This window comes from Pseudomonas sp. UBA5568, from assembly GCF_002425525.1.
In the GTDB taxonomy this organism is placed as follows: domain Bacteria; phylum Pseudomonadota; class Gammaproteobacteria; order Pseudomonadales; family Pseudomonadaceae; genus Aquipseudomonas; species Aquipseudomonas fulva.
Genome location: NZ_DIMK01000019.1, coordinates 50077 through 62489 on the forward strand (window position 1 = coordinate 50077; position 12413 = coordinate 62489).

Below are 12413 nucleotides of genomic sequence, written 5' to 3' on the forward strand. Positions count from 1 at the left end.
AAACAGAGGGTTGAAGTTCCTGAGCTTACGCCCCAGAACGGGGCGTATCGATCAACGGAGGTCAGGCAGCGGTCGGGCGCAGGGAATAGGTTTTCAACTGCGAAGCGAAGTCGCGCAGGGCGTGGATGCCACTGGTCTCGGCCTCGTGTACCCAATCCTTCATGGCGGCAAGCATGTCGTGGCCATTGGCGCTGGTCCGCGCCCAGATCTGCTGCAGGGCCAGGCGCTTCTCGTAAATGGTCTTCAATGCCTGGCTGTGCGCCAGCATGGACTCGATACGGACATGGTGGCGATCCTCCAGCAAGCTGGTTTCACGGGACAGCAGGCGTTTGGCGCGGCGGAAGTGGTGGCTGACCGAGGTATCGACGCGGTCCAGCTCCTGTTTGACCAGCGGGCCGATCACAAGCTTGCGGTACTGGGCCATGATCTGGAAGCGGTTGTTCAGGATGGCCATGGCGGTGTCCATGTCCAGGCTGGCCTTGCCGGCAACGCGGTGGGCGATGGGGGCCACGCGCTGGACCTTGGCCAGGCGCAGCAGGCAGAACAGGCGAATCCACGCCCAGCCCATGTCGAATTCCCAGCGCCTGACCGAAAGCTTGGCCGAGTTGGGGTAGGTGTGATGATTGTTGTGCAGCTCTTCGCCCCCAATGACGATGCCCCAAGGCACCAGGTTGGTCGCCGCGTCGCGGCATTCGAAATTGCGATAGCCCACGGCGTGGCCCAGGCCATTGACCACCCCGGCTGCCCAAAAGGGGATCCACATCATCTGCACGGCCCAGATCGTGATGCCGGCGGTGCCGAACAGCAGCAGGTCGATAAGCGCCATCAGCACGATACCGCCCAGCTTGTAGCGGGAGTAGAGGTTGCGTTCGACCCAGTCGTCCGGGCAGTTCTTGCCGTAGATGCGCAAGGTCTCGGGGTTGCGCGCCTCTTCGCGATAGAGCTCGGCCCCTTTGCGCAGCACCGTACTCAAGCCCTTGTAGACTGGGCTGTGCGGGTCCTCCGGGGTTTCGCACTTGGCGTGGTGCTTGCGATGGACAGCGGTCCATTCACGGGTGTTCTGCGCCGTGGTGAGCCACAGCCAGAAGCGGAAGAAATGCTTGAGCCCGGTGTTGAGCTCCAGCGCGCGATGCGCGGAATAGCGATGCAGGTAGACCGTGACGCTGACAATGGTCACATGGGTCATCAACAAAGTGATGCCGACCAGTTGCCAGGCCGACAAGTCGAGCAGGCCGTTGTACCACATAGGTAGAGATACCCTCGAGATTCAGGGGAAAGGTGCGATTATCCCTGGGTCGGGAAATAAAACCAGTCAAAGCTGACCACGCCATGTTTCAGCCGGGCGTCGGTGCCCGGCATACCTTGACGCGCGGCCTTTGCGAAGCGCTAACCGCACGTCGGGCAGCAGAAGCTTTATAATCCCCCAACATTTTTCATGGGCAATTGCACCCGACATGTCTGTTTCCGTTCGCGACGCCTTGCGCATGGCAGCGCTTTATGTGGTGCTCTCGATCCTCTGGCTGGTGCTGGCCGAGGTGGTGCTGCAGAGCATGACTGATGACCCCCTGGCCCTGACCGTGGGGCGTCAGATCAACATCGTGGTCTGGGTGTTGCTCAGTGCCTTGCTGATCTACGTCTCGCGCGTGCGGCTGTTGAACTTCATAGGCGCCGGTGCGCGCCTGCGCGGGGAGGACCGTGAGCGCCTGCGCATGGCCGCTGCGGTGTTCGACTGCACCCTGGAAGGCGTCCTTGTGACCGACCGGCAGGGGGTGATCGTGCACGTCAACCGCGCGTTCATGCGCATCACCGGCTATCAGCAGGATGAGGTCATTGGCCAGCGCCCCAGCAAATTCAAGTCGGGGCGTCATGGCGCCGCGTTCTACCAGCAAATCTACGCGGCCCTGACCGAGACGGGGGAGTGGAGCGGCGAGATCTGGAACCGCCGTAAAAGCGGTGAAATCTATCCTCAATGGCAAACCATCCGCGCCATTTGCGATGACGAAGGCGAACTGAGCCATTACGTGGCGGTATTCAGTGACATCAGTGCCATCAAGCATTCGGAGCAGGAGCTGGCCTATCTGGCCCACCATGATCCCCTGACCGACCTGCCCAATCGCCTGTTGTTCACCGACCGGGTCCAGCAGGCGTTGGCAGCGGCCCAGACCAAGAAGCGCGGTTGTGCGCTGCTGCTTCTGGACCTCGATCATTTCCAAAGCATCAACGACGGGCTCGGCCATACGATTGGCGATCAGCTGCTCAAGCTGGTGGGCGTGCGCCTGGGTGAAGTCGTGAGCAGCGGGGTTACCCTGGCGCGCCTGGGCGGCGACGAGTTCGGCGTCCTGGCCGAGCACTGCCAGGATCTGGGGCAGGCGGCAAAACTGGCCCAGCGCATCATCGAACGCATGCGCGAGCCCTTCCTCTTCGAGGGTCATCGCCTGTTCATCAGTGTCAGCGCAGGCATCAGCCTGTTCCCAAGCGACGCCCTGAGTGCCGAGCAGTTGCTACGCAATGCCGATTCGGCGCTGTACAAGGCCAAGACCAACGGCCGCGCCTGTTATGCCCTGTACACCGAAGAGCTGACCGCGCACGCCCAGTTGCGTGTGGAAACGGCGGGAGAACTGCGCCGCGCCCTCGAGCAGGACGAGCTACGCGTGTTCTACCAGCCCGTGCATGACCTGGCCTCGGGCAGTCAGGTGGGGGTCGAGGCACTGGTCCGCTGGCAGCATCCCCAGCGGGGCCTGGTGCCCCCCGGTGAGTTCATCCCGATTGCCGAACGCACCGGGCTGATTGCCGAAATCGATGCCTGGGTGCTACGCCAGGCGTGCCTGCAGATGGTGCGCTGGCAGCGAGAAGGCCGCCCCCTGGCATTCGTGGCCGTGAACATCTCGAGCCGGCTGTTTGGCCAGCATGAGCTGTACCGGCAGGTGGCCGATGTGCTGCACGAAACAGGCCTGGCGCCAGCGCTGCTTGAACTGGAGGTGACGGAAAGTGCGGTGATGGAAGACCCGGAAGTGGCCCTGGAGCAGCTTCACCGTCTGCGCGAGCTGGGTGTGACCTTGGCCATCGATGATTTCGGCACCGGCTATTCCTCGCTGCTACGCCTCAAGCGCATGCCCGTGCAAAAGCTCAAGATCGACCAGGGCTTCGTGGCCGGGCTGCCGTGCGATGAAGATGATGTCGCGATCGTGCGGGTAATCATCGCCCTGGCCCGCAGCATGGGCATGCAAGTGCATGCCGAAGGCATCGAGCAGCAGGAGCAGGCCAGCTTCCTGCTGCAGGAGCAGTGCCAGCTGGGGCAGGGCTATTGGTTCGGCCGGCCGGTCGCCGCAGAACACCTGCGCTGGGAATGAGGCCAGGGGCTGGCTTGGCGCCAGCCCGCACCCTGCGCTCATCGCTTGTTCAACCCTCGGGCCAGCCGGTCGCCACCCAGCTGGATCAGTGCCACCAGGGCCACTAGCATGGCGATCACCGTTAGCATGATCTGGCTGTCGAAGCGCTGGTACCCATAGCGGTAGGCGATGTCACCCAACCCTCCGGCACCGATGGCGCCTGCCATGGCGGATGAATTGATCAGCGTCACCAAGGTGATGGTGAAGCCGCCGACGATGCCCGGCAGGGCTTCTGGCAGCAGCACGTGCCAGACGATGTGCCAGCGTCGGCACCCCATGGCTTGGGCTGCCTCCACCAGGCCATGGTCGACCTCACGCAGGCTGACTTCGGCGATGCGAGCGAAAAAGGGCGTAGCTGCGATGGTAAGGGGCACGATGGCCGCCCAGACCCCATAGGTAGTGCCGACCACCCACCGCGTGAAGGGGATCAGGGCAACCATCAGGATCAGAAACGGCACCGAGCGGAACAGGTTGACGAAGGCGGCCAGCACCCGGTTGAGCAGCGGTGCCGCATAGATGCCGCCCCTGTCGCTGGTCACCAGCATGACGGCCATCGGTACGCCCACCAGCAAGGCGATCAGCGAAGAAACGCCGACCATCAACAGCGTGTCGAGCAAACCCTCCAGTAGACGATCAACCCACATGGCCCAGCACCTCCACGTCTTCGGCCCAGCGCCGAGTGCGCTCCAGGAGGCGGCTGGCGTCATGGGGCGAGTGCTGCACCGAAACGATCAGTTGCGCCAGTGTACGCGCGCCGATGGACTGCACACCCCCTTGCAGCAGCCGCACACGTCCGCCCAACTCGGCGAACAACGCCGTCAGATCGGGCTCGCCGAACGCTGTCAGCTTCAGCACGATAGCGCTGTCGGGGCTCGATGGGGCAGCCTTGATGTCCGCGGTCAGGGCTTCTGGCAACGTGGGTTGCAGCGGCGCCAGCAACGTGCGCGTAGTGGCGTGCCGCGCCGCGCCGAGCACCTGCCAGACCTCTCCCTGCTCGACCAATTGGCCACGCTCCAGTACCGCAACCCGGTGGCAGGTGTCGCGCACCACGGCCATTTCATGGGTGATCAGCACGATGGTCAGGCTCAGGCGTTGGTTGATGTCGCGTAGCAGCCCCAGAATCGAGGCGGTCGTCTCGGGGTCCAGCGCCGAGGTCGCTTCGTCGCACAGCAGGATGCTTGGGTCGTGCACCAGGGCGCGGGCAATGCCCACGCGCTGCTTCTGGCCGCCGGACAGCTGCGCAGGATAGACGTCGTGCTTGTCCTCGAGGCCAACCAGTTGCAGCAGCTCGCGTACCTTGCGCTGGCGCTGCGCCTTGGCAACGCCGGCCACTTTCAGGGGCAGTTCGACGTTCTGCCACACGGTCTTGGCTGACATCAGGTTGAAGTGCTGGAAAATCATGCCGATGTTTCGGCGCAACGCCACCAGTGCCTCCTCGTCGTAGCGGGCAATGTCCGCCTGGTCGATCAGCACCCGGCCCTGCGTAGGCTGCTCCAACCGGTTGATGACGCGCAACAGCGAAGACTTACCCGCCCCGCTGCGGCCGATGATGCCGAAGATTTCACCGCGCCGGATGTTCAGATCGATGCCTTGCAACGCCGGCTGGCTCTGACCTGGATACGTCTTGCCCAACCCGATGAACCGCACATGGGCTTGGCTGACGTCGGGGCGCAGGTCCACGTGTTCAGCCTGACGCGGTGGGGCAGGGGATTCGAGTGCTCGTGCAGTGGACTGGCTCATCGCTGTCACTCCCAACCGGCCTGGTAGAGCGTGCCATGAGCCTTGTCCAAGGCCGCGCGCACGGCCGGCGAGTGCTGGTAGATGTCGACGAACTTGGCCAGGCGAAGGTCATTCCTGCTCTGTGGGCGAATGACGAACTGAATCACGTATTCCTTGTTCTCCAGACCATCGAAAAGCAGGGCCGAGGTGGCGTCAAAACTGTTGGCCAGCCGAATGTAGGCGGGGTAGCCCTGCACCAGGTCCGCGTCGTCATACGCCCGTACCAACTGGACCGCTTCGACCTGAATGATCTTGAGCTTCTTCGGGTTGGCCGTGATGTCCTGTTCTGTGGCCTTGTAGCCCACGCCAGGTTTTAGCGTGATCAAGCCGGCCTTGGCCAGCAGTTGCAGGCCTCGCCCGCTGTTGATCGGGTCGTTGGCGATTGCGACGCTCGCCCCTTCGGGCAGGTCGGCGAAGCTTTTGTAGCGCTTGGAATACAGGCCCACGTTGTTAATGATGCCTGGGGCGTAGGGCACCAGATCGAAACCGGCAGCAGCCTTGGCGTTTTCCAGAAAGGGAATGTGCTGGAAGTAGTTCACGTCGATGTCGCCACTGTTGAGGCTGACATTGGGCGCTATCCAGTCGCTGAACTCGATGAGCTTCACCTCGAGCCCCTGCTTGTGCGCCTCTTCGACGGCGGCTTCCAGCGGGATGGCGAAGGCTGACGTGGTGCCGATCTTCAGCGGCTGATCGGCCAGGGCTGCGCTCGAGAAGCCCAAGGCAATAACGACGGCCGCAACGGGACGAATTAGTTTTTCAAGCATGGTGCAGGGCTCCGGTGAAAGCGGGGGCAGGCGCAAAGCGGTAGGCCGAGCCAGGATGGTCGGCTGGCAGGTAGGGATGGTCGGTTGCGAACAGCTTTTCGCGCAGCGTGCCGCCGGCGTAGGCGGTCTTGTAGCAGCCGCGCGCCTGTAATTGCGGAATCACCAGGTCGATGAAGTCCTCGAAGCTTTCCGGTGTAACGGTGCGGGTCAGGTTGAAGCCGTCCAGGCCGGTTTCATCGGCCCACGCAATCAGCTCAGCAGCCACTTGCGCGGGGTCGCCGATCAAGGTGACGTAGCGACCACCCAAGGCGTGCTGTTGCAGCAGGCGGCGTCGGGTCCAGGCATTGTCCTGAAGTTGGCGAGTGGCCGACTGGATGGCGTTGCCTTGGCTAAAGGCAATCGGCTCGTCCAGATCGAAGGCCGCAAAGTCGATGCCGGTGGAGGCGGCGAAATGCGCGACGCCGGCTTCGGGGCTGGCATGGCGCAGGTATTCAGCGTGCTTGGCCAGGGCTTGTTGCTCGGTGGGCGCCACGATCACCGTGATGCCCATGAAGACCTTGACTGCCATTGGGTCGCGACCCGCAGCTCTGGCAGCGGCGCGCACCTTGTCCACCTGGGCGCGGGTTGAAGCCTTGTCCTGGCCGCTGATGAACACGCACTCGGCATGGTTGCCCGCAAACGTCAGCCCGCGCGGTGAGCTGCCAGCCTGAAACAGTACCGGTGTCCGTTGTGGCGACGGTTCGCACAGGTGGTAGCCCTCTACATCGTAGAACTCCCCGTGGTGGCGAACCTTGCGCACTTTGTCGGGGCGCGCATAGATGCGCTGGCCGCGATCAGCCAGCACGGCATCATCGGCCCAGCTTCCCTCAAGCAGCTGGTACAGCACCTTGAGGTATTCATCGGCCTGGTCGTAGCGACGGTCATGCTCGGGCTGCTGGGTCAGGCCCATGGCGCGCGCAGCGCTGTCCAGATAACCGGTGACGATGTTCCAGCCGACTCGCCCATTGCTCAGGTGATCCAGGGTCGAGAGGCGGCGAGCGAAGAGATAAGGCGCTTCATACGTGAGGTTGGCCGTGAGGCCGAAACCGAGGTTGCGGGTAACGGCGGCCATGGCGGACACCAGCAGCAGAGGGTCGTTGACCGGCAACTGGATGGATTCCTTCAACGGCACCTCCAGCGACTGGCCGTAGACATCGTAGGTGCCGACGATGTCGGCAATGAACAATCCGTCGAACAGGCCCCGCTCCAGCAGGCGCGCCAGGTCGGTCCAGTATTCGAGGGTCTTGTACTGGGTCGAAGTATCGCGCGGGTGCGTCCACAGGCCATGGTTGATATGCCCCACGCAGTTCATGTTGAAGGCATTGAGCAGGATCTGCCGGGCCATCAGAGGGTCCCCCGGCGCGGTGGGTTTTGCTCGTTGAGGTAGTAGTTGCCGATGGCGTGGTACTTCCAGCGCACTGGGTCGTGCAATGTGTGCACCCGGGCATTGCGCCAGTGGCGGTCGAGGTTGTGTTCGGCCAGCGTGGCCTGACTGCCACCGAGCTCGAACAGCGTGGTGCCGGCGGACAGGGCGATTTCGGTGCTGATGGCCCGTGCCTCTGCCACGGCAATGGACGCTGCGGCTACGGTTTCGGCCGTGCTGTCGTCACGCGCGCTGTCTAGGTAATGGCCTGCGCGTTCGAGCAAGGCTTCGGCAGCGTGCAGGCGGATGGCGAGTTGGCCGAAGTGCTTGACGGTCAGCGGATCGTCGCTCGCCTGCTCGACGCCTGAATCCACCCATGGCCGGCTGCGGGTCCGCACGAAATGCAAGGCGTCCTCATAGGCTGCACGGGCGATGCCGGTATCGATGGCCGCATGAAGAATTTGCGCCAGCGGGCCTACCGGGGTAGGGCGCTCGAACACGCTCTGAAACGGTACGACGTCCTGTGCGCTGACAGGCACGTTATCGAACACCACCGAGCCGCTGCCGGTGGTGCGCTGGCCGAAGCCACTCCAGTCGTCGATCACTTGCAGGCCGGGGCTGTCGGCAGGCACGAATGCCAGGTGCTGGACGCCTTGGTCATCGACCACCGAGGTGGGTATGCGCTGGGCGTATAGCGCACCCGTGGCGTAGAACTTGCGGCCATTGATGCGAAAGCCTTCGCCTTCGCGGCTCAGCCGTGTAGTGCGGTCATTGGCTGTTTTGGTGCCCAGTTCTGCCAGGGCATTGCCAAACCGCCGACCTGCCAGCACCTCGGCGTACAGACGCTGCTGCTGCTCGGGCGTACCGTTTACTCGTAGCACTTCCAAGGCATAGAAATGGTTTTGCGGAATCTGCCCGAGCGAGCCGTCGGCCTGCGCGATGATGGCGATGACCTTGGCCAGGGTGACGTTGGATACGCCCGCCCCGCCGTAGGCCTTGGGGACGCTGATACCCCACAGGCCCGAGCGTGTGAACAGCGCCAGCTCAGGGTGTGGCAGACGCCGTTCACGGTCGCGCGCCGCGCTGTCGGGGCGTAGCTGTCGGGCGATGTCCAAGGCAACGGCCAGGGCTTCGCCGTCGCTGGTAATGATGCGTGTGGTCATGGTGTGTCTCCGGTGCCCCGGGCCGCGCAGCGGCCCAGGAGGCTACCAATCAGATCCAGGAATGCCGCGCGGGCAGGGTGCCGTTGAGGTGGTACGCGCCAACCGCGTGGTATTTCCAGCGCACCGGGTCGTGCAGCGTGTGCACGCGGGCGTTGCGCCAGTGGCGGTCGAGGTTGAACTCGGCCAGGGTGGCGCGGCTGCCGGCGAGTTCGAACAGTTTCTCGCTGGCCTGCAGGGCAATCTCGGTGGTCAGTACCTTGGCCTCGGCCACCGCAATCGACGCGCGGGCGGCCGACTCGGCATCCACCGTGCCTGCGTTGACCTCGTCCAGCACCTGCCCGGCCCGGCGCAGCAGCGCCTCGGCGGCATGCAGTTCAAGCTTCAGGCGGCCGATGTCTGCAATGACATAGAGGTCGTCGCTGGCGCGGTCTACCTGGGCTTCGATCCAGGGGCGCGACTTTGTGCGCACGAAAGCAATGGCGTCATCGATGGCGGCCTCGGCAATGCCTGCGTCAATGGCCGCCTGGATGAGCTGCGAGGCGGCGCCCTGGGTATTGGGTACCTCGCGCTGGCGCCAGTTGTCGATGACCAGATCTGCTTCTACCGGAACGTCATCGAGCAGTACCGTGCCGCTGGCCGTGGTGCGCTGACCGAAACCCGACCAATCGTCGACGATGCGTAGCCCGGGTGTGCCGCGGCGTACGAAGGCCAAGCGCTGGCGACCTTCCTCATCCAGCGCCTTGACTGCCACCCAGTGGGCGAACAACGCGCCGGTGGAATAGAACTTCTCACCACTGATGCGATAGCCGTCCCCTGCGCGGTTGATGCGTGCCTTGAGGGTAAGGGTGTCCTTGGTTCCGCGCTCCGGGCCCGCATTACCGATGCGCCAGCCGTCCAACACGCTGCGAAACAGCACGGCCTGTTGCGACGGCGTGGCTGTCAGGCGCAGCAGTTGCAGCATGCCGAACTGGTTCTGCGGGATCTGCCCCAGTGCAGGGTCGGCAGCACTGATCAGGCGGAACACTTCGGCCACGGTTTCAAACGACACCTCGGGGCCGCCGTAGGCCTTGGGAACGCTGATGCTTCCCAGGCCACTGCGGGTGAACAGTTCGATCTCGGCCCAGGGCAGTTCGCGTTGCTGATCCCGACGGGCAGCGTGTTCGCGCGCGACAGCGGCGACTTCACGCGCAGCCTGCAGCGCTTGGGCATCGCTGCGCAGGACCTTGGTTGGCAGCACAGGCGGTGCGCTGTCGAGCACGCTGCGGGGGGGAATAAGGGCTTGGCTGGACATCAGTGCCGCTCCTTGGCTGCACGCAATGCCCTGGCGTTATGCACTGGGGTGATGATGATCCTGACCATTGCTGACCTCACATGTGGGTTATGCCGCTACAGCTGATCGCGACAGACGTATGCTGGTCCGGTGGTCCGGTATATATACCGTAAAGGTTTATAAAATATTTATGAACTAACGGTTTGGAATATATATAGAAGCGTGTCGCCTGCCACCAGACGACATGGATTCAGGCGTGAGCTCAGTGACGGCTGTGCTTTTACAATGCGGGCTGGCTTTGCCGGCTTACTCAGAAGCAGCCGTGCCCAGAAACTTGCGCAGAAACTGCCGCGTGCGCTCCTGTTGCGGGGCCGCGAACAAGGCCTTGGCCTCACCTTGCTCCACGATCACACCCTTGTCGAAGAAGATGACCCGGTTGGCCACGTCGCGAGCGAAGCTCATTTCATGGGTAACGATGATCATGGTGCGTTTTTCTTCCGCCAGGCTGCGAATGGTCGCCAGTACCTCGCCTACCAGCTCCGGGTCCAGGGCCGAGGTGGGTTCATCGAACAGAATCACCTCCGGCTCCATGGCCAAGGCACGGGCAATGGCCACCCGCTGCTGCTGGCCCCCGGACAGGCGACGCGGGTAGGCGTCTTCCTTGCCTGCCAGACCCACCTTGGCCAATAGACGCCGGCCAAGGTCCACCGCTTGGTCGCGCGGTGTTTTCTTGACGATCACCGGCCCTTCGATGACGTTCTCCAAGGCCGTGCGGTGGGGAAACAGGTTGAAGTTCTGGAACACGAAGCCTGCCTGTTGGCGCAGGCGACGTATCGCGCTGTGTTGCGGGCCGAGGGGCCGGTCGGCATCGATGCTGATGGCGCCGATCTTGATCTGCCCGGCATCGGGCGTTTCCAGCAGGTTCAAGCACCGCAGGAAGGTGGTCTTGCCCGACCCGCTAGGGCCGATGATCGCCACCACTTCACCCGGCTGCACCGTCACATCGATGCCATCGAGCACGGTCAGGCCCTTGAAGCGTTTGGTCAGGCCTTTGACTTCAATCATGCTCAGTGCTCCTGATCATGTTGGTTGACCCGCGCTTCCATGCGGTTCTGGAAGTAGGCCAGTATGCTGCACAGCACCCAGTAGACCACGGCCACTGCCACGTACATGGTGAACACCTCGAAAGTACGTGCCGTGATCAACTGGGCCTGACGGAACAGCTCAGGCACCTGGATGGTGGCGGCCAGAGCAGTGTCCTTGACCAGCGAGATGAAGCTGTTGCCCAACGGCGGCAACGCCGTGCGCAGCGCCTGGGGCAGGATCGCCCGGCGCATGGCCTGCACGCGGGTCATGCCGATGCTGGCTGCTGCTTCCCACTGCCCACGGTCGATGGAAGAGATCGCGGCGCGCAGGATCTCGCAGATGTAGGCGGCCATGTTCAATGACAGCCCGATCAGCGAGGCGGGGATCGGGTCGAGCTCGATACCGATCTGGGGCATGCCGAAGTAGATGACGAACAGCTGCACCAGCAGGGGCGTGCCACGGAAGAACGATACGTATATCCGTGCCAGCCAGTTGAGCGGCAGCACTTTGGACAAACGCATCAACGCCAGGGCAAAGCCCAGCACCAATCCGAAGAACATGCCCCCTACGCTGAGCAGCACGGTGTAACCCGCACCCTTGAGCAGAAAGGGTGCGGAGTCGGCGACCAGTTGCAGGCTTTCAGCGATCATCGGGTGACGTCAGCACCGAAGTACTTTTCGGACAGCTTGGTCAGCGTCCCGTCCGCCTTGAGCGTGTCGATGGCCTTGTTGATGGCGTCCAGCAGTTCAGGTTCGCCCTTGCGCATGGCAACCCCGCTCACCAGTCGCGAGAACGCATCGCCCGCCAGTTGCGTGTCCTTGGCTTTCTGCGCGTATTCAAGTGCAGCCAGGCGATCGATCAGGATGGCATCGATGCGGCCGTTGCGCAGGTCGGCAAACTTGCTGGGGTCGTCTTCATAGGTACGCACTTCGGCCTTGGGCACATCCTGTTTGACCCATTGCTCGTAGTTGGTACCCAGGCCTACACCGACTTTCTTGCCTGCCAGGTCCTGAGCGCCCTTGATGCCGAGCTGGTCAGCCTTCTTCTTCAGCACCAGCGCCTGGATACCCGAGACGGTATAGGGTTCGGAGAAATCGTATTTCTTCTTGCGCTCCTCGGAAATCGTGACCTGGTTGACGACGATGTCCAGCCGCTTGGATTCCAGCGCAGCCAGGATACCGTCCCATTTGGTCGGCTGGATCTTGGCCTTTACGCCGAGCTCCTTGGCCAGCAATTCGGACAGCTCCACTTCGAAGCCGGTCAGCTTGCCGTTTTCATCCTGGAAGCTGAAGGGTGGGTATGTGCCTTCAAGGCCGACGTTGATCACGCCTTTTTCCTGGATGGTCTTCAACTCTTCGCCGGCAAAGGCCTGGCCAAGCAGGCCTGTGCCCAGCAGCAGGGCCAGGCTGGCATTGAGTAGCGGTTTGGCGAACTTCGACATGTCTGAGCCCCGAGCGTGTTGTGAATGAAGTGATGGCGACTATAGGGTTGGATGCGCAGCGCAGGAAATAGTCAAAAATTATCGCACTTTGCCTATTTATGCGTTTGGAAATTGTCCAT

Annotated in this window: 11 protein-coding genes; 1 reads left to right on the forward strand and 10 read right to left on the reverse strand. The window is 62.9% G+C overall.

All coding sequences use genetic code 11. The features are described from left to right. Positions 1-61: 61 nt before the first annotated feature. A complete protein-coding gene (gene desA / locus B2S33_RS05595; RefSeq protein WP_027914148.1) occupies positions 62-1246 on the reverse strand; it encodes a delta-9 fatty acid desaturase DesA in 1185 nt (394 codons plus the stop codon). Between the two features lie 208 nt (positions 1247-1454). On the opposite strand from desA, the gene dibA reads away from it, so the two are divergent. After that, entirely contained in the window at positions 1455-3350 is a 1896-nt protein-coding gene (dibA, locus tag B2S33_RS05600; protein WP_280078092.1) for a phosphodiesterase DibA, read from the forward strand. Positions 3351-3388: 38 nt separating this feature from the next. Here dibA and B2S33_RS05605 read toward each other — a convergent pair whose 3' ends face one another. The 9 genes from B2S33_RS05605 to tcyJ form a co-directional block, all read right to left on the reverse strand. After that, positions 3389-4033 (reverse strand): methionine ABC transporter permease, encoded by a 645-nt coding sequence (locus B2S33_RS05605; RefSeq protein ID WP_027914146.1) that lies wholly within the window; start codon positions 4031-4033, stop codon positions 3389-3391. Then, positions 4023-5129, reverse strand: a complete 1107-nt coding sequence (locus B2S33_RS05610; RefSeq protein WP_197874613.1) for a methionine ABC transporter ATP-binding protein — start codon at positions 5127-5129, stop codon at positions 4023-4025. The genes B2S33_RS05605 and B2S33_RS05610 overlap by 11 nt, the downstream gene beginning before the upstream one ends. A 5-nt stretch (positions 5130-5134) precedes the next feature. Beyond that, entirely contained in the window at positions 5135-5932 is a 798-nt protein-coding gene (locus tag B2S33_RS05615) for a MetQ/NlpA family ABC transporter substrate-binding protein (RefSeq protein WP_027914144.1), read from the reverse strand. Beyond that, positions 5925-7316 (reverse strand): LLM class flavin-dependent oxidoreductase, encoded by a 1392-nt coding sequence (locus B2S33_RS05620; protein WP_145279319.1) that lies wholly within the window; start codon positions 7314-7316, stop codon positions 5925-5927. Before B2S33_RS05620 ends, B2S33_RS05615 begins: the two co-directional genes overlap by 8 nt. Next, entirely contained in the window at positions 7316-8497 is a 1182-nt protein-coding gene (locus B2S33_RS05625) for an SfnB family sulfur acquisition oxidoreductase (protein WP_125922446.1), read from the reverse strand. The genes B2S33_RS05620 and B2S33_RS05625 overlap by 1 nt, the downstream gene beginning before the upstream one ends. Before the next feature lie 49 nt (positions 8498-8546). Beyond that, positions 8547-9788, reverse strand: coding sequence for an SfnB family sulfur acquisition oxidoreductase (locus tag B2S33_RS05630; RefSeq protein WP_145279321.1), 1242 nt, complete (start codon positions 9786-9788; stop codon positions 8547-8549). Between the two features lie 285 nt (positions 9789-10073). After that, entirely contained in the window at positions 10074-10832 is a 759-nt protein-coding gene (gene tcyN / locus B2S33_RS05635; protein WP_027914140.1) for an L-cystine ABC transporter ATP-binding protein TcyN, read from the reverse strand. Positions 10833-10834: 2 nt separating this feature from the next. Further along, the gene (gene tcyL, locus B2S33_RS05640) at positions 10835-11503 is read right to left on the reverse strand and encodes a cystine ABC transporter permease (RefSeq protein ID WP_023535780.1); all 669 of its coding nucleotides are present in this window, start codon (positions 11501-11503) and stop codon (positions 10835-10837) included. Then, positions 11500-12294, reverse strand: coding sequence for a cystine ABC transporter substrate-binding protein (tcyJ, locus tag B2S33_RS05645; RefSeq protein WP_288650046.1), 795 nt, complete (start codon positions 12292-12294; stop codon positions 11500-11502). The genes tcyL and tcyJ overlap by 4 nt, the downstream gene beginning before the upstream one ends. Positions 12295-12413: the final 119 nt, after the last annotated feature.